The organism is Stenotrophomonas sp. YJH_SMC_65 (assembly GCF_059369475.1).
Map to the genome: position 1 here is coordinate 252,557 of NZ_JCAFSR010000006.1, position 22,142 is coordinate 274,698.

Annotated in this window: 18 protein-coding genes; 6 read left to right on the top strand and 12 right to left on the bottom strand. The window is 65.1% G+C overall.

Annotated features, from left to right (window positions below; all coding sequences use genetic code 11):
• Both thiE and hemL read left to right on the top strand, forming a co-directional pair.
• Positions 1-627, top strand: a complete 627-nt coding sequence (thiE, locus tag AC5P7A_RS13445; protein ID WP_481453252.1) for a thiamine phosphate synthase — start codon at positions 1-3, stop codon at positions 625-627.
• 16 nt (positions 628-643) lie between these two features.
• Positions 644-1,933, top strand: coding sequence for a glutamate-1-semialdehyde 2,1-aminomutase (gene hemL, locus AC5P7A_RS13450; RefSeq protein WP_049407023.1), 1,290 nt, complete (start codon positions 644-646; stop codon positions 1,931-1,933).
• Between the two features lie 72 nt (positions 1,934-2,005).
• On the opposite strand, the gene azu is transcribed toward hemL, so the two are convergent.
• Complete coding sequence (azu, locus tag AC5P7A_RS13455) at positions 2,006-2,455, bottom strand: azurin (RefSeq protein ID WP_032956045.1); 450 nt, start codon at positions 2,453-2,455, stop codon at positions 2,006-2,008.
• Positions 2,456-2,578: 123 nt separating this feature from the next.
• On the opposite strand from azu, the gene AC5P7A_RS13460 reads away from it, so the two are divergent.
• Positions 2,579-3,181 (top strand): HAD-IA family hydrolase, encoded by a 603-nt coding sequence (locus AC5P7A_RS13460; protein ID WP_014648298.1) that lies wholly within the window; start codon positions 2,579-2,581, stop codon positions 3,179-3,181.
• A gap of 144 nt (positions 3,182-3,325) precedes the next feature.
• On the opposite strand, the gene AC5P7A_RS13465 is transcribed toward AC5P7A_RS13460, so the two are convergent.
• Complete coding sequence (locus AC5P7A_RS13465; protein WP_049440495.1) at positions 3,326-4,552, bottom strand: acetylornithine transaminase; 1,227 nt, start codon at positions 4,550-4,552, stop codon at positions 3,326-3,328.
• Between the two features lie 63 nt (positions 4,553-4,615).
• Between AC5P7A_RS13465 and AC5P7A_RS13470 the strand changes: the two genes are divergently transcribed.
• Positions 4,616-5,488: an ion transporter gene (locus tag AC5P7A_RS13470; RefSeq protein ID WP_495220204.1), complete on the top strand. Its 873-nt coding sequence runs from the start codon at positions 4,616-4,618 to the stop codon at positions 5,486-5,488.
• Between the two features lie 102 nt (positions 5,489-5,590).
• Here the strand turns inward: AC5P7A_RS13470 and AC5P7A_RS13475 are convergent, their stop codons facing one another.
• The 3 genes from AC5P7A_RS13475 to AC5P7A_RS13485 form a co-directional block, all read right to left on the bottom strand.
• The gene (locus AC5P7A_RS13475; protein WP_495220205.1) at positions 5,591-6,532 is read right to left on the bottom strand and encodes a YiiG family protein; all 942 of its coding nucleotides are present in this window, start codon (positions 6,530-6,532) and stop codon (positions 5,591-5,593) included.
• 155 nt (positions 6,533-6,687) lie between these two features.
• The gene (locus AC5P7A_RS13480) at positions 6,688-7,680 is read right to left on the bottom strand and encodes a YiiG family protein (protein WP_495220206.1); all 993 of its coding nucleotides are present in this window, start codon (positions 7,678-7,680) and stop codon (positions 6,688-6,690) included.
• A 93-nt stretch (positions 7,681-7,773) separates the two neighbouring features.
• Positions 7,774-8,592: an SDR family oxidoreductase gene (locus tag AC5P7A_RS13485; RefSeq protein ID WP_014648303.1), complete on the bottom strand. Its 819-nt coding sequence runs from the start codon at positions 8,590-8,592 to the stop codon at positions 7,774-7,776.
• A 108-nt stretch (positions 8,593-8,700) separates the two neighbouring features.
• Here AC5P7A_RS13485 and AC5P7A_RS13490 point away from each other — a divergent pair, with 108 nt between their 5' ends.
• Complete coding sequence (locus AC5P7A_RS13490; RefSeq protein WP_032956036.1) at positions 8,701-9,384, top strand: hypothetical protein; 684 nt, start codon at positions 8,701-8,703, stop codon at positions 9,382-9,384.
• Positions 9,385-9,539: 155 nt separating this feature from the next.
• Here AC5P7A_RS13490 and AC5P7A_RS13495 read toward each other — a convergent pair whose 3' ends face one another.
• The 5 genes from AC5P7A_RS13495 to AC5P7A_RS13515 all read right to left on the bottom strand — a co-directional run bounded on the left by AC5P7A_RS13495 (position 9,540) and on the right by AC5P7A_RS13515 (position 17,650).
• Positions 9,540-10,046 (bottom strand): hypothetical protein, encoded by a 507-nt coding sequence (locus tag AC5P7A_RS13495; RefSeq protein WP_041863781.1) that lies wholly within the window; start codon positions 10,044-10,046, stop codon positions 9,540-9,542.
• A complete protein-coding gene (locus tag AC5P7A_RS13500; protein ID WP_080053011.1) occupies positions 10,043-11,059 on the bottom strand; it encodes an RHS repeat-associated core domain-containing protein in 1,017 nt (338 codons plus the stop codon). The genes AC5P7A_RS13495 and AC5P7A_RS13500 overlap by 4 nt, the downstream gene beginning before the upstream one ends.
• 7 nt (positions 11,060-11,066) lie before the next feature.
• Positions 11,067-16,301, bottom strand: a complete 5,235-nt coding sequence (locus AC5P7A_RS13505; protein WP_136191768.1) for an RHS repeat domain-containing protein — start codon at positions 16,299-16,301, stop codon at positions 11,067-11,069.
• 183 nt (positions 16,302-16,484) lie between these two features.
• Positions 16,485-16,991 carry a DUF2867 domain-containing protein gene (locus tag AC5P7A_RS13510; RefSeq protein WP_032956030.1) on the bottom strand — a complete coding sequence of 169 codons (507 nt, stop codon included), beginning with the start codon at positions 16,989-16,991 and terminating at the stop codon, positions 16,485-16,487.
• Entirely contained in the window at positions 16,988-17,650 is a 663-nt protein-coding gene (locus AC5P7A_RS13515) for a serine/threonine-protein kinase (RefSeq protein ID WP_329768544.1), read from the bottom strand. The genes AC5P7A_RS13510 and AC5P7A_RS13515 overlap by 4 nt, the downstream gene beginning before the upstream one ends.
• 85 nt (positions 17,651-17,735) lie before the next feature.
• Between AC5P7A_RS13515 and AC5P7A_RS13520 the strand changes: the two genes are divergently transcribed.
• Positions 17,736-19,733, top strand: a complete 1,998-nt coding sequence (locus AC5P7A_RS13520) for a bifunctional DedA family/phosphatase PAP2 family protein (RefSeq protein WP_046432354.1) — start codon at positions 17,736-17,738, stop codon at positions 19,731-19,733.
• 185 nt (positions 19,734-19,918) lie between these two features.
• On the opposite strand, the gene AC5P7A_RS13525 is transcribed toward AC5P7A_RS13520, so the two are convergent.
• Entirely contained in the window at positions 19,919-20,497 is a 579-nt protein-coding gene (locus AC5P7A_RS13525; protein WP_032956024.1) for an LON peptidase substrate-binding domain-containing protein, read from the bottom strand.
• Positions 20,494-21,858 carry a UDP-N-acetylmuramate:L-alanyl-gamma-D-glutamyl-meso-diaminopimelate ligase gene (mpl, locus tag AC5P7A_RS13530; RefSeq protein WP_049440504.1) on the bottom strand — a complete coding sequence of 455 codons (1,365 nt, stop codon included), beginning with the start codon at positions 21,856-21,858 and terminating at the stop codon, positions 20,494-20,496. The genes AC5P7A_RS13525 and mpl overlap by 4 nt, the downstream gene beginning before the upstream one ends.
• Positions 21,859-22,142 lie beyond the last annotated feature (284 nt).

The following is a 22,142-nucleotide window of genomic DNA, read 5'->3' on the forward strand; positions in this document are numbered from 1 at the left end:
ATGACTTCTGCTTCCCCGGCGCCCCGCGGCGTCTACCTGATCACCCCGGACGAGCCCGATACCGCACGCCTGCTGGCCCGTACCGCGCCGCTACTGGCCGCTGGCACCACCTGGCTGCAGTACCGCAACAAGACCGCCAGTGACGCGCTGCGGCGGGAGCAGGCCACCGCCCTGCAGGCGCTGTGCGCGGAACACGGCGTGCCGCTGATCGTCAACGACGACCCGGCGCTGGCCAAAGCCGTTGGCGCGGCGGGGGTGCACCTGGGCGGCACCGACGGTGACATCCCCACCGCACGCGCCCTGCTCGGTGCCGAGGCCATCATCGGCGCCTCCTGCTACGACCAGCTTGCCAATGCAGAGAAGGCCGTGGCCGCCGGCGCCAGCTACGTGGCCTTCGGCGCGTTCTTCCCGACCACGACCAAGGTCACCAGCAGCCGCGCGCATACCGACCTGCTGCGGCAAAGCGCCGCACTGGGCGTGCCGCGGGTGGCGATCGGCGGCCTGACGCCGGACAATGTCGGTCCCATCATCGACGCCGGCGCCGATCTGGTCGCCGTGGTCAGCAGCGTGTTCGCCGCCGAAGACCCGGTCGCGACCCAGCGCGCCTACCTCGCCCAGTTCGCGTAACGCCCAGGAAAGCCCCATGAACCACGACCAGTCCCACGCCCTGTTCTCCCGCGCCCAGCAACTGCTGCCGGGCGGCGTCAATTCGCCGGTACGCGCGTTCAAATCGGTCGGTGGCGAACCGTTCTTCGTCGAGCGCGCCGACGGCGCCTACCTGTACGACGTCGACGGCAACCGCTACATCGACTACGTCGGTTCCTGGGGCCCGATGATCGTCGGCCACAACCACCCGGCCGTGCGCCAGGCGGTGAAGAAGGCGATCGACAACGGCCTGTCCTTCGGCGCGCCGTGCGCAGCCGAAGTGACCATGGCCGAGACCATCACCCGCCTGGTGCCGTCGTGCGAGATGGTGCGCATGGTCAACTCCGGCACCGAGGCCACGCTGTCGGCGATCCGCCTGGCGCGTGGTGCGACCGGCCGCAACCGCATCGTGAAGTTCGAAGGCTGCTATCACGGCCATGGCGACTCGTTCCTGGTCAAGGCCGGCAGCGGCATGCTGACCCTGGGCGTGCCGACCTCGCCGGGCGTCCCGGCCGGGCTGAGCGAACTGACCCTGACCCTGCCCTACAACGATTTCGAAGCGGCCACTGCGCTGTTCGCGCAGCAGGGTGACGACATTGCCGGCCTGATCATCGAGCCGGTGGTCGGCAACGCCAACTGCATCCCGCCGCGCGAGGGCTACCTGCAGCACCTGCGCGAACTGTGCACGAAGCATGGCGCACTGCTGATCTTCGACGAGGTGATGACCGGCTTCCGCGTCGCCCTCGGCGGTGCGCAGGCGCACTACGGCATCACCCCGGACCTGACCACCTTCGGCAAGATCATTGGCGGCGGCATGCCGGTCGGGGCCTACGGTGGCCGCCGCGAGCTGATGCAGCAGATCGCCCCGGCCGGCCCGATCTACCAGGCAGGTACGCTGAGCGGCAACCCGGTGGCGATGGCCGCCGGCCTGGCGATGCTGGAACTGATCCAGCAGCCGGGCTTCCACGCCGACCTGGCCGAGCGCACCGCGCGCCTGTGTGCCGGCCTGGAAGCGGCCGCCGCCGAAGCTGGCGTGGCCGTGACCACCACCCGCGTGGGCGCGATGTTCGGGCTGTTCTTCACCAGCGAGAAGGTGGAGACCTATGCGCAGGCCACTGCCTGTGACATCCCGGCGTTCAACCGCTTCTTCCATGCGATGCTGGACCAGGGCGTGTTCCTGGCGCCGTCGGCGTACGAAGCCGGTTTCCTGTCCAGCGCGCACGACGATGCGGTGATCGAGGCCACCCTCGCCGCTGCACGCGTGGCGTTCAAGGCCACCAAGGGCTGATCGCAAAAAGGGGACGGAGGGGATTAAGTCGTTTGTGCACAAACGACTTAATCCCCTCCGTCCCCTTTTTTTCTAACCGAAGAGGAACTTGCCCTTCATCATCGCGAAGTGGCCGGGGAACGAACAGAAGAAGGTGTAGTCGCCACCTTTCTGCAGGCCCTGGGTAGAGAAACGCACGCGCGTGGTCTCGCCGCCGCCGATCACCTTGGTGTGCGCCAGCACGCGCTTGTCGGCCTTCGGCAGGTAGCTGTCAGCCAGGGTCATGCGCATGCCCGCCATCGCCACCGGCTGGTAATCAGCGCTGCGGGTCAGCACCCAGTTGTGGCCCATCGCGGTGACCGCCAGCTTGCCGGTATGGCGCAGGGTCAGGTCCACGGCGGTGCAATCAGCGGCAACCTTGATCTCGCGGCTGCTGAAGCTCATCTGGTCGGTGCTGTCGATGCTCACCGCACACACCCGCGCCATCGCCGACGGCGCCAGCATCAGCGCACCCAGTCCCACTGCCACCCTCCAAGCCTTCATCATTGCATCTCCTGCGGATTCAAGCGCCATTCTAGGCAGCCCCCTGCGGCGCCGTCTGCGACCGTCTGTCGCATGCCAGCTCCAGGGTTTCCCGCGCACTCATCGCAATGGCATGCTCAGCCGATGCGGATCGACCTGTTGCTGCTGGATGTGGATGGCGTGCTGGTGCAGTACCAGCGCGGGCAACGCGTGCTGCATCTGGCCCGGACACTGCAGGTTCCGACGCACGCCGTACAGGCCGCGCTGTACGACAGCGGCCTGGAAGCAGCGCATGACAATGGCACGCTGGATGGCCCGGCCTATCTGGCGCAGCTGGGAGAGCTTCTGGGCACGACTGTCGATGTGGCTGCATGGACCGCGGCGCGACGGGCCGCCAGCCATCCTCAGGCGGCCGTGTTGCAACGATTGCAGGCCCTGCAACTGCCAATCGCGGTGCTGACCAACAACGGCGCGCTGATGCAGCAGGCATTGCCCACCCTGCTGCCGGAACTGTTTCCTGCCCTGCAGGCGCGCGTGTTCTGCAGTGCGGATTTCGGCCTGCGCAAACCGGCGCCGGCGGTGTTTCTGCGCACGCTGGAAGCGCTGGGCGTGGCACCTTCGCGCACGCTGTTCGTCGATGACCTGTTCGCCAATGTGCGTGGCGCGCGCGCTGCCGGCCTGCACGCGGAAACCGTGCGCGATGGCCGGGGATTGGGCAAGGTGTTGAAGCGCTACCGGATTGCGTGAACCACTGTAGAGCCGAGCCCATGCTCGGCTGCTGTGGCCTGGCATCGCGATGAACCGAGCATGGGCTCGGCTCTACGGGCATTCCTCAGCAACGGGGTCAGAGCCCTCTCCGCAGGAGAGGGGTCCGACCCCGGCATGATGGCCTCAGCGCGCGGCGATGAACGCGGCAATCGCCGCGCGCAGGCGCTTCAGGCCTTCGGCCACTTCTTCGTCGGTGATGTTCAGCGAAGGCACGAAGCGCAGCACGTCCGGGCCGGCCTGCAGGGTCAGTAGGCCCTGCTCGGCGGCGTGGTCGAGGATCGCACCGGCCTGGCCGGCGAAGTCCTTGCTCAGCACCGCGCCCAGCATCAGGCCACGACCACGCACGTCGCTGAACACACCGAACTCGTCGTTGATGCGGGCGAAGCCATCGCGCAGCGCCTTGGACTGGCGACTGACGTTGGCGGCGATCTCCGCCGAGGCCAGCTTGCGCAGCGCCACGCGGGCCACCGCAGCAGCCAGCGGGTTGCCACCAAAGGTGGTGCCGTGCGCGCCGAACTGCATGGTCTCGGCCACCTTCGGGCCGGCCAGCATCGCGCCGATCGGGAAGCCGCCACCGAGTGCCTTGGCCAGGGTAACCATGTCCGGCACCACGTCGTCCTGCCAGTGCGCGAACAGCGTGCCAGTGCGGCCCATGCCGGCCTGGATCTCGTCCAGCACCAGCAGTGCGTTGTGCTGGTCGCACAGTTCGCGCACGCGCTTGAGGAAACCGGACTTGGCCGGCATCACGCCGCCCTCGCCCTGGATCGGCTCCAGCATCACCGCCGCCACGTCGCCGGCGGCCATCGCGGTTTCCAGCTGTACTTCATCGTTGAAATCGATGTAGCGGAAGCCGCCGGGCAGCGGCTCGTAGCCTTCCTGGTACTTCGGCTGGGCAGTGGCGGTCACCGCGCCCAGGGTGCGGCCGTGGAAACTGCCACGGAAGGTGATGATCACCCGCTTGTCGGCCGGGCGGCCCTGGCTGGAGGCCCACTTGCGGACCATCTTGATCGCCACTTCGTTGGCTTCGGCGCCGGAGTTGCACAGGAACACGCGCTCGGCGAAGCGGCTGGCCTTCACCAGCTCCTCGGCCAGGTGCAGCGGCGGTGCGCTGTAGAACACGTTGCTGGTGTGCCAGAGCTTGCCGGCCTGCTCGACCAGTGCGGCCACCAGGTCCGGATCGTTGTGGCCCAGCCCGCACACGGCGATGCCGGCGGCCAGGTCGATGAACTCACGGCCCTGGCTGTCCCACACGCGGGCGCCCTGGCCTCGCTCCAGTACCACCTGACGGGGCTTGTAGACCGGCAGGTAATAGTGCGAAAGGGAGATCAGCGGATCGGTAGCGGCGGTCATGGCAGTCGGCAGGGTTCAGGAATCCCCATTCTCGCGCCGGAACCCCTGCGGCACAATGCGCCCATGCGACCGTTTTCTGCCCCCCAGCTGAACCCCGCCACCGAGACCGGCTGGCGCCGCCGGTGGTTCGACATCATCTACCGCCACGACTCGCGGCCCTCGCGCAATTTCGACCTGATCCTGGTAGTGGCGATCGTCGCCAGCATCCTGGTGGTGATGATCGACAGCGTGCAGCACCTGCATGCCGAATGGTCCACCGGCCTGTACATCCTGGAATGGGCTTTCACGATCATCTTCACCGCCGAGTACCTGCTGCGGCTGGCCGTGGTCAAGCGTCCGCTGCGTTACGCGGTGAGCATCTGGGGCATCATCGACCTGCTGTCGATCCTGCCCGCCTACCTGTCGATGTTCATTCCTGGCGCGCAGAGCCTGCTGGTGGTACGCGCGCTGCGCATCCTGCGCGTGTTCCGCATTCTCAAGCTGACCCGCTACATCGAGGAAAGCGGCGTGCTGATGACGTCGCTGTGGCGCAGCAGGCGCAAGGTGCTGGTGTTCCTGTTCACGGTGATCACCATCACCATCATCGCCGGCGCGCTGATGTACGTGATCGAGGGCCCCGAACACGGCTTCACCAACATCCCGGCCAGCATGTACTGGGCGGTGGTGACCATGGCCACGGTCGGCTTCGGCGACATCGTGCCGCAGACCGTGCTTGGCCGCTTCGTCACGTCGGTGCTGATCCTGATCGGCTACAGCATCATCGCCGTGCCCACCGGCATCTACACCGCGGAGCTGGCCAGCACCATGCGTGAAGCCGAGCTGGCCGCGCGCCGCGATGCGCGTGGCTGCCCGCACTGCGGGCTGGAAGGCCACGAGCCGGATGCACGGCATTGCCGCAAGTGCGGGGGTGAACTACCGGATGCATTCAGCTATTGAGGCACATGCCGGCCAGCGGCCGGCACTACCAAACCCGCAGGGTGCGTGCCGGGCGTGACCCGGCACTACCCCCGGTAGCTCCACGCCATGCGTGGATCCTCCTCAACGCATGCGGTTGCTGGTGGTCACCAGGTCGTTGTAGGCATCCAGGATCGTCGACTGCGCGCCCTCAGGATCGGTGGTGAGCCAGCTGCCCGACGCCTTGCGCTCGGCGGCCAACGCATCGGCGGTGATCGGCTTGCTCTGCTCCAGACGCTCGACACCGCGACCGGCGGTACGCACCAGCTTGTCGGCCGAACGCTGCACATGACCCCACATCGGGTCGTCCTTGCCGACACCACTGTTCTGGATTTCCGTCACCAGCGCCTGATAGTCGGCCAGCTGGCCGCGCAACGCCGCAACGTCCGGTGCGTCGCTCTGGAACGCCATCGCCAGCTGCTTGCCATCGCCGACAAGGCGCAGGTGGTAATAGGCCAGCGAGCGGCCTTCGCTTTCCTCGATCTGCTTCAGCTGGGCGGCGCGGCGATCGTTCTCGTTCTTTTCCAGCGCAGCATCCATCGCTTCGCTGGCCTTGAAGAAATCAGCATAGGCCTGCATCAGCGGGGTATGCTGGCTGCGCATCCCTTCGCCACCATCGCGACGATAGTCCTCGCGGGTGAAGTACCCATCGGCACGCTCGATCAGGGTGTTCAGTGCCTGGAATGCCCGCTGGTACTGTCGCGCTGGTGCATCCAGCGGCGTGGCAGGGGTCTTTGCCAGCGCATCGGTCAGCGGCTGGCCGCAATGGTCGACCCGGTGCGACAACAGCTTGCCGGGTGAACGCGGCTGCGCTTCCTTGCCGGTCGGGCCGGCCTCGGGATCCTTCATCCAGCCCGTATAGGTCTGGAAACCCTCGCGGATGGGCTGTTCGACGCCGTTGTAACACTCGATGTAGGCGTTCACCTTCCCCAGCCCGGGGTCGGCGACCGCCAGCCCCGCCGGGTTGTTGCAGCCGGCCAGCGCGCCAAGCAGGAGAACGGGAATCAGGCGTGTGGATGCGTTCAAATCAGTTCCTTGCACCAGTGAAAACTGCAGGCATCTTCATGCATGGCGCGGGCGCGCGCTCCAGCACCTCGGGAAGGTGCTGGCATTCGGGGCTGCGGGGCGCGTCATGTCGCAATCATCCTGCTCGATCGCGACAAAAATAACGTTGAGCTTCGCTACTGGCGGTTGCTCTGGAAAACCAGCGCGTTGTATTCCTGCATCAGCTTGTTGGCGGAGCCACGCGGCGCCATCGAGGGCGAATCCAGCATGCGTCGTTCGAAATCGCTGTAAGGCTTTTTCTCGCTGACGCGCTGCAGCCGCTCCTTGCCTTCGCGACGGAAGTTCTCGGCTTCACGCTCGAAGCTGTTCCAGTCCAGCTTGCCCGGCTCCTGATCAGCCACCTTCGCATGCGCTTCGTCGGAAATGCGGTTGAACGCATCCAGGCGCTCGCGCGCCTTGGCCTGATCGAAGTCATCCTCACTCATCAGATCCATGATGGCCTTGGCTTCCAGCATCATTGCCAGACGGTAGTACTCGCGCGTGCGTCCCTCGGCCTGTTCCAATACCTTGAGCTGCTCGCGCTGGGCGGCGTCGTTCTGGCGCTCCAGCTCGGCGTTGAACGTTTCGCTGGCAGTCACGAACTCCTTGAAGGCGGCCATCAAGGGCGCGTGCAGCTGCTTTCCCTTGGCGAACTGGTCGTCTTCGTAGTCCTGGCGATCGTAATAGTCGTGCGCGTCCTTGCTGAGCGGCACCAGTGCCTTCAGCGCCTGCTGGTAATGGCCAGCAGAGGCATCGAGCTCAGCCAGCGCCGGCTTGGCAGCCATCGCCTCGGTCACGGGGCCATCGCACTGCTTCATGTCGTAATCGCTGATCTCGAACGGACCGTACACCTGGGTCTCGCGCCCGCTCGGGCCGGCCTCGACGTCCTTGATCCAGCGCGTATAGGACTCGATGCTGCCGTGGGTCTTCGAATCAAGCGTGTTGAAGCAGCCGATGTAGGCGTTGAGCTTGGCGGTCAACTGCTGCTGTGCGTCGGACGGCGCCGCGCTGGCGTCGGGCGTGCTGGAAGGGCCGGCGTCGCCAGTGGTTGCGGGTGCCTTGCCGCCGCAGGCAGCCAGGACAATCGACAGCGAAGCGGCCAGCGCCGCGACGGAAAGAGTGCGTGACATGGGTTCACGTCCTTGTTGAAAACGATTACAGCCGCGCATTCTAGCGCAGCAGGCCGAAGGTCGCAGCCCTCGGCCTCTGCCGGCGACGCGCGATCATTCCAGGAACAGATCCGGCAACAACGGACGCGATGGATCCACCGCATAGCCGGACAGATCGGTGATACCCGCCTGTGCCAGCACGTCATCGTCGATCAGGAACTGGCCGTGGAAACCCGCCGCCTCGCGCACCAGCACCGCGTGCGCAGCATCGGCCATGATCTGCGGCGTGCGGCAGCCGGCCGCATCGACGCCCGGAATCATGTTGATCGCATCGGTGGCGATCACCGTGCGCGGCCACAGCGCGTTCACCGCCACACCCTGCGGGCCGAATTCCGCGGCCAGGCCGAGCGTGACGAAGCTCATGCCCATCTTCGCCAGCGTGTAGCCGGTATGCGCGCCCCACCACTTCGGTTCCAGGCTCGGCGGCGGCGCGAGAGTGAGGATGTGCGGGTTCGGCGCCTGCAGCAGGTACGGCAGGCAGGCCTGCGCGCACAGGAAGCTGCCGCGCGAATTGACCTGCTGCATCAGGTCGAAGCGCTTCATCGGCGTATCCAGCGTGCCACGCAGCCAGATCGCGCTGGCATTGTTGACCAGGATGTCGATGCCACCGAAGGTATCGACCGTGGCCGCAACTGCGGCGTGTACCTGCTCCTCCTCGCGGATGTCGCACTTCAGGGCCAGGCCCTGCCCGCCTGCCGCCGTCACCGCTTCGGCCGCGGTATGGATGGTGCCCGGCAGCTTCGGATTCGGCACCGACGACTTGGCCGCAATGGCCACGTTGGCGCCGTCGCGCGCAGCGCGCAGTGCGATGGCCAGGCCGATGCCACGCGAGGCACCGGTGATGAAAAGCGTTTTGCCCTGCAGACTGCCCACGTCCCACACTCCAGCGTATGCAATGAGCCGCTAGTATGCCGCGCCGACGTGGAGTTCACCCGGCCTTGACGATACTTGGGCCTCCAGACAACGCACGAGGTCCACGCCATGCGCCGTTCCCGCCTGTTGCTGCCTGCCCTGGGGCTTGCGCTGCTGACCGCCTGCCAGGGCCGTTCACCGGAACCGGGCAAGGAGCCACCTGCCGGTGACACGCCCAGCGCAGAGAAGGCCGCCGCCGACGGCAAGCTGCGCTGGAGCGAGGCCGTGGTGTGGGATGGCGACCTCAACGCCTGCCGCCAGGGTGAGAACGCCGCCACGCGTGATTGCCTGCGCGATGCGATGCGCGCCGGCGGCGCCAGCGCCGATGCGATCACCGCCGCCGAACAGCTGTCCACCGGGGGCGAGCTGGCCTACGTGACGGCCTGGCACGAGAACGAAGGCCTGGGCATTGCGACGGTCGAGTATCCGTTCCGCGCCAACACCAACGAGGGCACCCGCCTGGTCGACGCCACCGGCAAGCGCATCGATGTGGATGCCGTGCAGCTGGACGACACCCTGCGTGCCGACCCCGCCGTGCAGGCCCTGCTGAAGGACCACCCGCAGGCCACGCCGTTCGCACCGGCGCAGTCGGCCGGGGCCACGCCGCTGGAGAACGGTGGCGTCCGCCTGCTGTACCGCACGCCGCTGCGCGACTGCCACGCCTGCCCGGATGTGGGCCAGCTGCAGATCGCGTACGACTTCGACGCCAAGCGCAACTTCATTGGCCAGCAGGTGGTGCCGGCGACGCCGTAAGGCATTAAGCGTTAGCGTTAAGCGCCGAGATGCTCTGTGGACCGGGCCATGCCCGGCGACATCGACCGCGCGAAGCATACATATCGGCTTTGCCCTGACCACAAAGCCGAACGACGACCGCAGCAGCAGTTTCTCGCATCTCGCGACAGAGAGAATCAACGGGATCGCTGATAGAAGGAGTCAGTCGTCAGCCGACTTTCAATTACCGATCGAACATAGGCAGCCCGCGCCTTGCGGGACTGCGAGTATTCGGCAAAAATCGTCATTGCTTCGGACCTCATCTCAGTGCCGCCGGTGGTCGTAAATACGAAAAATGAAGGCTCAAGATAACCAACAGTCTCTCGCATAAACCGCTTGCACTCATCAAGCGGAAAATCTGCGGCGTAGTCCGCCCAATCGATATAGCGCCTCCAGAAAGCAGGCGCCCCCCATTCCCCGCATCTCTCATCAACAAAGAGCTTCAACTCAGAGAGCATGTCGGCGCATGCATCTACAGTTTCATCATCTAAATCCAGCGAAGCAACGCGACCGGGATCAACCGCCTGCCAACAAAAAACCATAAAATCCGCAACAAAGCTCTCTTCACAGCCCTCGAAGAAATTACTCTTGTACCAGGCAAGAGTTTTCGCCACATCAGTCAATTCATCAGAATCAATCATCATCTTACCTTTCCGGCGGCATTAACGCCTGCGTTGACTATCTCACCATTCCGCACATGAACCCAAACCTGCGCCCCTCCCCTCATCGTCTGAGTGTACGTACTGACACCGGCAGAGGCTGCATCTTGCGTCATTAGCCGCGCGGCAACCGCATCCACCCTTAGGTTCGCCGGGTTTGAGCTGACACGCTGGAAAAGACCAACAAATCTCATTTGTGAAGCAACCGTAGTGGGATTCACATGCCCTGCGGCGCTTCTAAATACATGCTCTGCTCGTACCGCAAAATTGAATCGAGCAAGCATTGGAATTGCAGCAGGAACAGAAGCCAGCCCTCCGCCGCCCCGCGAGTACATTGCGGGTATCGCGATATCATGAAAAAGGGCACCGACGTCAAAGATGTTTCCATTCTTTGTCAAATCTCCCGACAAGCCAAGACGCGACTTTATCTCTTGCCAGTTGGAGTTTGATTCTCCGCCAGATGCCACGCTCGGAGATGAGCCAGAGGATGGCGCCCTCGGAATCGCGGAGTCAGATGATGTCGGCCCAGTGGCCGTCGTGTTCCCACCGGTACTCTTACAAGTACCGTCACTATTCGTGATTCTAGAGCCAGTGCAGCGGCCATCTGGATCAACGAAAGTATAGGGGTTCAGTGCCGAATACATGTATCGATTAAATAGGGCTCCGTTGTCCAAGCCCACGTCGACCGGATCTGTCGATAGGAATATCCCGACCAACGGATCGTAGTACCGCTGCTGCATGTACGTCAGACCCGTCGCCGAGTCCGACACATGCCCGGTGAATCCCGGGCGATCCCCCTTCGCATCACCTACGGTCGCACCATAGGGCTCATAAACGGTGCGCTCGACGATCGCGCCGTTGGCATCAGAGATGGCAACCGGGGAACCCAGCGCGTCGGTATGCACATACTGGACGATCTCCTGCGCCGAAACACTCACTGTGCCCAGCAACAGTCCCAACAGAACAGCGACACCAACCAGAATTTTCTTGATCTTCATTTTCAGGTCACCGAGGGTTGGTCAGGTCGCCGTAATCCACAACGCTCTGCGGATACGGGTTGGACCAGGCTGAACAACCGCTGGCATTGCAGGCGCGCACAATCTGTACTTCCGCGCAGTAGACCGCGCCCTGAGCTTCGATTGAGCTCTCCGGACCGGAATACTCGAGCCTTCCGCCGTAGGCCATCATCTCGTAGTTGGTTGCACCCGGCATGCTGGTCCACTTCACCTCGCAGGAGATTTTGGTGGCGCGCCCTTCCTTCCATTGCGACTTGATGGAATGAATGAACTGCGGCGTACCCGGGGGCGGATTGGAAGCGACGACCACCGTGTTGGAGAAGTCACTGCAGCCAGAGATGTTGCATGCCCTTACGCGATAGGCGTAGTTGCCGAACACCAGACCATTGCGCTGCGACTGGGTCGAACCGTCGTTCTGGACCGCCGTCCAGGTTCCGCCATTGACACTCTCATCCAGCAGGTAGCTGGCCGCCATGGCAACGCCCGTCCAATTCAACGTGACACTGCCCGACGAGGTTCCTGCGGGCGCACTCAGGCTGGGCGGTGCCGGTGGCCGGATCACTGAAACAACACTCGTCGCCGAGTACACGCCCCACCCCGCATCGTTGCCGGCCCGGACGCGGTAGGCATAATTGCCGGTCCCCTTGCCACCGAATGCCTGACTGGTGCTGGCCAGTGAGGCAACCTGTGCCCATGCACCATTGTTGAAGCTCTCCTCCAGTGCATAGCGCAATGCGCCGTCGACGCTGCTCCACGCAATCGTATAGTTGCCATCGAGACTCTGCCCCGGCACGTTGAGCGAAGGTGCCGCTGCAGGCGGATAGATCACCTGGGTCCGGGCAACATCTGATTCAGGACCACAGCCCGCTGGGTTACAGCCAAAGACCCGGTACCCATACGTCCCGGCCGGCTTGCCGGAGACCGCGAGACTGCGCGCCGCGCTCTCCTGCACCGTCTGCCAGGCGCCCGCTCCCACCTGCTCCTGCAGGCGATAGGTTGCCGCGCCCGCCGCTTCCGTCCAAGTAATGCTGTAGCTGCCATTGAATGCCGTTGCGGGCGCGCTTACAGCAGCCTTTGCCGCAGGAGGACGCTGCACCACGACACTGGCCGTCGCCGACCAGCCACTGCAGCTGTCCTGTTGGCAAGCGCGGACAGCATAGCCAAACGTTCCTTCCGCCTTCGCGGACGTGTTCCAGCTACGTTCGGCGCCGTTGTAGATCGTGGCCCAAGCTCCGCCAGCTGCCTGCTCTCGCAGTTCATAACGGCTGGCGTAAGACACCGCCGTCCACTGCAGTGCATAGGCACCGTTGTTGCTGAACGCGGGCGCGGTCAGGACCGGCGTAACCGGCGCGACGACCTGGATGGCCTGCGCCACCAGGCTGCCATTGAGGTGGATGTACTCGGTATTGCGGCCCTCCCGGGCATTTTCCTGCCGGCGCAGCACACCGTCGTTGCCGTACAGCGATCGAATGGTGGCACCGTCATTGGCGCCCGCCGACAGGATGCGCCGGCCATGTGCGTCGTATCGGTATCGCTCCGCGCTGGCCACACTGCGCAGGCGATTGCCGAAGTCGAAGCTGTAGCCGACGCCGTTGCGGCTGGAGAGGTTGCCCTGTGCGTCGTAGCTCAAGCCCAGAGTGGTGGCGCCTCCACTGTTCTGTACGTTGGTAAGCCGGTTATGGGTGTCGTACCAATAGACGTGATCCTTGACACCGGTCAGCGCGGCCGAACGCAGGTTGTCCACAGCATCGTAGGTGTAGCGGTACACGCCATCTCCGCCAAACGAAGGCGAGGTGGCCTGAATCAGACGATCCAGTCCGTCGTAGGCCATGGTGCGCGTGCGCTGCCCGTCCAGATTGTCGACGATACGCGCGACGTTGCCATTGGCGTCGTACTCATAGGTCGTGTCCAGCGCTCCGGCACTGTCGACCACCCGGGTAGGCAACTGGCGCTGGTTCTGCGCCATCGTGTGCACGATGCCATTGCCATAGGTGAATTGCTTCATGCCCCCATTGGCGTAGTAAGTCACCCCTGAGGCGTAGCCTCCCGCCTTGGTCGGCTGGCCCAGCGCGTTGGGCGCATAGTCAACGAAGCGCCCACTCGGATAGGTCAGGCCTGAAAGTGCGCCATTGGCGTTGTAGGCATATCCCAGCGACTGGATGCCGAGGGTACTGTCACTGGAGGTTTCGGCCGTCAACAACCCACGCTTGTTGTAGGTATAGGTGTTGATCGCCTGCGTCGTCCCCGCATCGTTTGCCGTGGTCACCGTGGCCGGCTTGCCGTCCCTTGTATACGTCCAGCCCTGGTTGCCATTCCCATCCGGGAACGCAAGTGTCGACAGCCGATTGCGCGCATCGTAGCCACGAACGATCCTGCGGGCCGCAACCGGTCCAGCATCAGCGTCGCATGCCGTGGTGCTGGAAAGGTCCAGGCCAGCTGCGCTCCAGGCAAGATTGCCCGCTGCGTCGTAACCCATCAGCGTTGCGCCGGTCTCCGGCTCCACACTCTTGCAGAGCTGCTGATGACCGTCATACACATAATTGCGGGCAATCCGGGCGCTGCCGTCCTGGTTGCGGCGCACGATCGAGCGCGGCTTGCCGAAGATGTCGCGATCGATATCGGTGAACGCGCCCGCCGGGTGAATGATCGACACCGGGGATTCCGTCGACGGCGCACCGAACGCCTGGAAAGTGGTCAGCGTCGTATTGCCCTTGGGGTCGACCACTTTCAAGCCGCCACCCGCCAGATAACTGGTCAGCGATGTCAGCAGACCGGCCTCGCTGTCGACGGACACCGAGGTCTGTCGCCCCAGCGCGTCGTAGCCGGTCCATGTACCTGTACTCAGCACAGCAGACTCGCCAGGGTGCGAGGCGAACACCTGCCGACCCGCTTCGTCGTAGGCAAACCTCTGGTAGCGCTGGGTCACGCCACGCGAGGACTCGTCATATTCCTCAGTCAGCAGCGGACGCCAGAAGGCATCGAAATAGACGTTGCGCCGCGCGTTTCCGGTTGCGACGGTCTGCCGCCAATGACCCGCTCCGATACCGTACTCGTCGCCGTTGATGGCGGTGAAACTCTGTGTCGTACGTGCCCAAGCCACACTGTCGCCCGCCGGCCAGTCGATGGTGGCCATGCGTCCCATTGCGTCATAGCCGTACTGGGTGGTTGCACCGTTCTCATCGGTAACGCTGCTGACCCAGCCATTGTCGTCCACCACCGCCGACTGCACAGCGCCGTCGGCAAACTGGATCTGCTGTGGCGTGCCGCGCTTCCAGCCGGAAAGCGTAGTGCGATTGCCACGACCGTCATCCACCATGGCCACGGTTCCGTCAGGGTTGTAGCCCAGTACCTGCTTCAACAACCCGTACGAACGCACTTCCGTGGGGCGCATCAGGCCATCGAACGTCGTCTGCTCGACCACCACGCCGGTATTCTCGTTGGTGACCTTCGCGGTCGCGCCCAGAATCCATCTACTTCGGTCGTCCGCATACTGAGTGGCATCGGTGCGGCTGCCCAAAGGACTGGCGCTATTGACACGCAACGGGCGAGCCAGATCATCGAACAACAATATGCTGGTCTGGTAGGTCACGCCATCCTGCTGGATGGCCTCGGCCACGACCGGCCGCACCTGAGCTGTGCTCGGCTCGTCGCCACTGTAGATCATCCCGTGAAGCGGGGCGAATGGCTGTGATTTCACTTCGTCTTCGGTCATGTAGACCGAGGTGCTGCTCTTGACCACATTCCCGGCCGCGTCAATGACGCTGCTACCCAGCAGCCGCCCTTCATTCAGCGCGTACTGCGAGCCATAGCGGTAGGCCGTGCGGGTTCCGTCGGGATTTGAGATCGTGACCTGCTTTTCCTTCTTGCAGGTCGTGCAGGGGTAGATGGCTGCACCGCCCACGCCGCCCCAGAGCGGCTCGTAGCCGCTGCCATAGTCATAGCTCCACTGCAGCACCTTCGGCAGGCCCGGTCCCCAGATCTTCTTGGCTCTCAGCGAGACTACGTCGTAGAAAAACGGGGTGACGATTTCGTAGTAGTACGCCGACTGTGCGATCCGGCGGATGCACTCGCTGGCATGGACGCCACTGCGGTACTGGCGACCATTCGAAAACTGGAACTCACCCATCGCACCGGACGGATGCTTGATGGTCATGACCAGCGTACCGTCACGCTCCGGCGGCTGCTCCTGACAGGTCTCGTTGCTGTTGCCGTCCCAGTTCACCTTCTCCCAGGCGCGCAGCGCGCTGGAGTAGGCGTAGGACCAAGTGCTTCCATCGGGCTGGGTAACTGCGGTGAGGCGGTTCTGGCCTTCGACCTGACCGTAGCCATAGTTCCAGGTACGGCCCGCGGCAGTCACCGACACCAGAAGCGTGCCGTTGTAGGCCAGCGTGATCTCGCGGCCATCGCTGGACCAGATCCGGGTCGGGTGACCGTTGCCGTTGTACTCGTACTGTACCCAGTTGCCCGACCGGTCCTCTACACGGCTGGCCATGAGGTAGATGCGCGTGCGAGCGATCTTGGTCCTGTCTCCTTCGCCGCCCGAGCGCTCCAGCGTGCCGCCAAAGCGCGTGAACGCGGTATCGAAGAAGTACGACTCGCCCGAGGTGGTCCTGACCCGATAGCCCTCGCCAGCCAGACCCGACTTCATTGGAATACAGTCGATGGCATCGCGATGCGAGGTGCTCCACTTGCGTGCAACGCCGTCTGTCGGCATCGGCGTGTTGTTCCAGGCCCCCAACATGGTGCGATCACCACCACCCGGGACATGGATCATGTTGCCCTGCCAGACTTCGTTGAGCCGGAAGGAAATGGGCCACTGAGGCACCATGTCGCCACTGCAACGATTGTTCAGCCAGGCGCTCGCGCCGGGGAACATGCCGGTGATGTACGGCGTGTCGACCTCCCAGCCGCCCACACCATCGAGACTGGCGTTGAAGCTGCCACTCCCGACCAGGTCCATCTCGACACTGAACCGGCGCCGCATCTGCACCGGCAGGGCGTTGTTGCCTGGCAGGCTGACGTCGGTGACGGCAAACTCAGTCTTGCCGTTGTAGAGGCTGACGCTCTCGCCGAAAAGATCATCCTTCAGCGCCGTCAGGTTCTGGGCGGACTCAATGAGCTTGCGGTATTCCTGGTAGGGCTCGACTGCCGAGACCGAACCTGCGACCACGCACAGCGTCAGTGCCGTAGCAACACGGCACTGCCAAGCAGCAACTCGCTTCACAATTTTCCCCTCGCGTCCGCATGCGTAGCCGCGCCAGGACGGCGCGACGTTGCTTCCATGCGACTCTCTCGTTCCTGATTCTAGGCGAGCGCTGCGAACAGATGGAAGGGGTCGTCAACGGCAATCATCTGGCACTTGCACGCGACCATTGAATTGCTTAATGCACCCACGCATGGCGTGGATCTACCGGTACGCCTGCACCTGCTTCCTCAGCAGATGCGGCACGATCAGCCGATGCACCGGGGCGACCGGCAGCATGTACACACGCCCGAACGCGTTGTGCGTATGCACCACCGTCGCCACTTCCAGCACATCGCCCTGCCACTGCAGGGCCAGCTGCACACGCAGGTGGCGGTCGTCGTCTTCCAGCACGATGGCATCGTCATCCAGCGACTGCAGGGTGAAGATGCCCAGCCGTTGCCCCGGACGCGGCTGCGCGATGTCCTGCACCGCGCGCAACGAGCCCAGGTGCTTCATGCCGAGCAGGCGCATGCCGCGATTGCGCAGCGCCATCAGCCCATCGAACCAGCCGGGAATGGTCGCCGCCATGTCGCGATAGGCCTGCAAGGCCGAGCGCCCATCGCGACGGGTCGTCGCCTGGCAGGCGTGCACGAAGTCGGCACCGGCCAGCTGTGGGCGCAGGACGCTGCCCGCGCTCGGCGGGCCGGTCACCACCTGCGCACGGCTCACGGCTTCGGCCCCTGCCCCTCGTTGTCTTCCCAATGCAGGATGCGGCGGGTGACGAAGCGGTAGACCGGCTTGCCGGTGGCGAACCACAGCTCGCGCACCCAGGAGGTGCGCTTGAGCACCCGCTTTTCCACCGGGGTGAGCAACTCGCGGCAGTACATGCGCTTGTGCTTGAGCAGGTGGCGCAGGTCCTCACGGGCCAGCAGGCGCATCCAGCGCGAGCGCGGGTTGCCGATCATCGCCAGCTGGAAGTCGATCAGCGCCGGGCGGCCATCGTCGGTGACCAGCCAGTTGGCTTCCTTGGCCAGATCGTTGTGGGCCACGCCATTGCGATGCAGCTGCTGCAGCAGGCGACGCGCGGCGCGGAACCAGGCCAGGTCACCGCGAGGCGGACGCTGGTACATGGCGTCGCCGGCCATGAAGCTGCGGTCGAGATGACGTCCATCCCACGCCAGCAGCTGCGGCACATCGGCCATGCCGTGGATGTGGCGCAGTGCGCGTGCTTCACGGCGGGCCAGCCACCAGGCCGGCAGCCGCAACCACAGTGGTGTGGCGCCCAGATCACGGCGTACAAAGGAGCCGGCCGGCCCTTCCACAAGGAGGATGCGACCGAAGCTGTCGGCCTTCAGGGCGTGCGAGGGCGTGTCTGACGAATGCGGCATGTGCCCATTCTAGGCGATGGCGCCCGTTGCAAACGGTCACCAAGCGGCCGGGAACCAGTCACCTTCACGCCCCTATAATCGGGCAATGGACTCTTCATGGATCGACGCCACCCTCGCGTGGATTGCCGCTCACCCCGTGCTGGCGGGTGCCGTTATCTTCCTCATCGCCTTCTGCGATGCGGTGATCATTCTCGGCGCCATCGTGCCGGCCCTGCCGCTGCTGTTCGCGGTGGGCGTGTTCATCGGGCTGGGCCAGATCTCCGGGCCGTATGCGGTGGCGGCAGCCGCACTGGGCGCATTCGCCGGTGATGGCATCAGTTACTGGATCGGGCGCCGCTGGGGTGACCGCCTGCGTGGCGTGTGGCCCTTCAGCCGTTACCCGCAGCTGCTCGACCGCGGCGAAAACCTGTTCCGCCGCAATGCCTTCAAGAGCATCCTGGTAGCACGCTACGTGGGCGCGATCCGGCCGTTCGTGCCGGCCATCGCCGGCATGATGAAAATGCCGGCCAGCCGCTACATGCAGGCCAGTGGCATCGCCAGCATTTCGTGGGCGGTGCTGTTCCTGGCACCGGGCTGGGTGCTCGGCGAGGCCTACGACGCGGTGGCCGCCGTCGCAGGGCGCCTGGTGGTGGTGGTCGGCCTGCTGGCAGTGATCCTCGGCCTGGTCTGGGCCATCGTGCTGTACGGCTACCGCTGGTCGGCCGCGCGCATGGACAACTGGCTGGCGCGGCTGCTGGACTGGTCCAACCGACACCCGACGCTGGGCCGCTACACCGTCGGTGTGCTGGACCCGAAGCGCCGCGAGTCGGTGCCGCTGGCGATGCTGGCGCTGATGCTGCTGGTGCTGGGCTGGGGCTGGTTCGCGCTGCTGACCGTGGTGGTCGCCCATGGCGAGCCGCTGGCGATCGACCTGCTGGTGCACCAGGCCATGCTGGCGCTGCGCAATCCGCTGGCCGATTACCCGATGGCCGCGCTGGCATCGCTGGGCGCCTGGCAGGTGTTGTTGCCGGCCACCGCTGCAGCGATGGGCTACCTGATCTGGCGCCGCCGCTGGATGGCAGCCGCGCACTGGCTGGCCGCGCTTGCCTTCGGCCTGGCGTTGACCATGCTGCTCGGCGCAACGGTGGATGTGGTGCGACCGGTCGATGCCAGCAGTGGCTTTGGCTTCCCGTCGGTGTCGGTGACCATGGCCACCATCACCTTCGGCTTCTTCGCGGTGCTGATCGCCCGCGAGATGCCTGGCCGCACCCGTGTCTGGCCGTACCTGGTGTCGGGCATCGTGGTCAGCCTGATCGGCTTCTCGCGCCTGTACCTGGGCGCGCACTGGCTGAGCGATGTGATCGGCGGCATGCTGTTCGGTACGTTCTGGCTGCTGGTGCTGGGCATCGCCTACCGCCGCCGCTTCAACCGCTCGTTCTGGGTGAAGCCGGTGGCGTGGCTGTTCTACGGTGTCTTCGCCGTGGCGGCGATGTGGTACGCGCCGCGCCACATTCCGGTGAAGCTGGAACGCTTCGAGCCGACCCTGCCGGCGGCGCAGGCGATGGACATGCAGGCCTGGTGGCAGCACGACTGGGCGACACTGCCGGCGCGCCGCAACGAGTTCGACGACGACCAGCGCTGGCCGCTGGACGTGCAGGTGGCGGGCCCGCTGGCCCCGCTGCAGGCGCAGCTGGAAGCACGCGGCTGGAAGCGGCAGGAACAGGCCGGCTGGCAGGAGGCGCTGCTGATGCTGGACAAGAACACGGGTGCCGACGAACTGCCGGTGCTGCCAGCCACGCTGGACACGCGCGTGGAAGCGCTGTTGATGGTGCGCCCGGGTACACACCGCGATGAGCGCTACGTACTGCGCCTGTGGCCAGCCCCTGCGCAGTTGCAACCGGGCAATACGCCGCTATGGCTGGGCAGTGCGCAGACCCTGCGCTACGAGCGTCATTTCGAGTGGATCGGCATGTGGCACCCGCTGCGTGGCGTCGACCCGGCGCTCAACGCAGTGAAGGACGCCGTGCAGGACCTGCCGCAGCGCGAGGATGTGCACAGCGAAACCGGGTTGCCGGTGCTGCGGTTGAAGACCACGGCGCCCTGACCGGCACCGGTGCGCGATCACCCACTGTAGAGCCGAGCCCATGCTCGGCTGCTCTTCGCGGGAACCATTAAGCCGAGCATAGGCTCGGCTCTACAGTAGATCAGTAGATCCACGCCGTGCGTGGATGGCATTCCACGCATGCCCCAGCGTGTGCACCAAGGTGCACACCCACCCAAGGCAGGCTGCTACGGCATCCAGCCCAGCAACTGCTGCAATCGCTGGTGCGGGTCGTCCATCTGCAGCAGCTGCAGGCGCTGCTGCTCGCTCAGCGGCAACAGCTCGGCCAGCCGCCAGCCGACCCAGCTGGCCTGGTCCAGCAACGCCGGGTTGGACGGCGCATAGGCCTCGCCGGCCTGTTCGATGATGTGCCCCAGCACCGTGGCCAGCAGCGCGTGCTGTGGTCGCAGTTCGTCGTCCGGGTCTTCCTCGCACCAGCGCACGTCGGCCACCACCAGGCCGTTGTCGCGCACGCGGGTACGCTCCACATGGAAACGGCGGGTGCCGCGCAGGCGAAGCTGCAGCACGCCATCGGCACCGACATCGAAGTCTTCGATGCGCACCTGCACGCCGTAGGCCGCCGGCGTCGCCGGTGCGCCGACTTCCTCGCCATCGAGGATCAGGCAGACACCGAACCCCTCACCACTGCGGCCGCTGTCGCGGACCAGGTCCAGATAGCGGCGCTCGAAAACACGCAGGCCCACCGCCGCACCCGGCACCAGCGTGGTGTGCAGCGGAAACAGCGGCAGCGGGCTGTCGACGCTCATCGGGCCTGCAACGCGGCGAGGAAGCGGCGCGGGGCGCCGTCGAAGCCACCGTTGGACATGAACACCACGTGGTCGCCACTGCGCACGCTGGACTGCAGCTGCGCCAGCAATGCGTCGGTATCCGGCACCGCGTGGGCGTCACCACGTACCGCAGCGATCACCGCAGCGGCATCCCAGGCCAGTTCCGGGCGATGCAGGAACACCACTTCATCAGCCAGCGCCAGCGACGGTGCCAGTGCCTGCGCATGTGCGCCCAACCGCATCGAGTTGCTGCGCGGTTCCATCGCAACCACGATGCGCGCATCGCCGACCCTGGCACGCAGGCCCTCCAGCGTGGTGGCGATCGCGGTGGGGTGATGGGCGAAATCGTCGTAGACGGTGATGCCGCCATGGCTGCCGATCACTTCCATGCGGCGCTTGACGCTGCGGAAGCGCGCCAGCGCCGGGATCACCGTGGCCGGCGCCACGCCCACTGCATGCGCAGCGGCCAGCGCGGCCAGCCCGTTGAGCACGTTGTGGCGGCCCAGCAGCGACCACTGCACGTCGCCCAGCGCCTGCCCACGATGGTGCACGCGGAACGCGCTGCCATCGGCGGCCAGCAGCTCGGCATGCCACTCCAGCGACGGATCGAAACCAAACCGCTCGACCGGAGTCCAGCAGCCCATCGCCAGCACTTCGGCCAGGTGCTGATCCTCGCCGTTGACGATCAGCCGCCCACGTGCGGGCACGGTACGCACTAGGTGGTGGAACTGGCGCTGGATCGCCGCCACGTCCGGGAAGATGTCGGCGTGGTCGTATTCAAGATTGTTGAGGATGGCCACCAGCGGCCGGTAGTGCACGAACTTGCTGCGCTTGTCGAAGAAGGCCGTGTCGTACTCATCGGCTTCGACCACGAACTCGCGGCCCTGGCCCAGGCGCGCGGAGACTCCGAAATCCTCGGCGACGCCGCCGATCAGGAAGCCGGGCGAGCGCCCTGCACTTTCCAGCAGCCAGGTGAGGATGGTGGTGGTGGTGGTCTTGCCATGGGTACCGGCCACGGCCAGCGTGTCGCGGCCCGGCAGCACCTGCTCGGACAGCCACTGCGCACCGGATATATAGCGCTGGCCGGCATCGAGCACGGCTTCCACGGCGGCATTGCCGCGCGACAGCGCGTTGCCGATCACCACCTCGTCGGTGCCGGCCGGCACGCTGTCGGCACGGTAGCCCTGGTCCAGGGTGATGCCCAGCTGTTCGAGCTGGGTCGACATCGGCGGGTAGATGGCCTGGTCGCTGCCGCTGACGGAATGCCCGAGTTCCCGCGCCAGGGCGGCCACGCCGCCCATGAAGGTGCCGGCAATTGCAAGGATATGTACGCTGCTCATGACCGAGGATTGTGACCGATGACGGCTGTATAGGGCCAATGTCCGCTATCGGGTAAGACAACCCCTACACGGGATGTGAGAAAACTCCAATCAGCTGTCAGGGAATTCCCGATAGCGATGTTCTGTGAACCCGGACACAATTCGAACTGCCAGCCGCAGTACCCGAACCGGTCCTACTCCCCAAGAGGCCATCCCCAAGGGAGCTCATGCTGCGGGGCCCTGAGCAAGCCCTTCGCTGGCGCCTGTCAAACGACACAGGCCTGATCCTCGCGGACCAGGCCTGT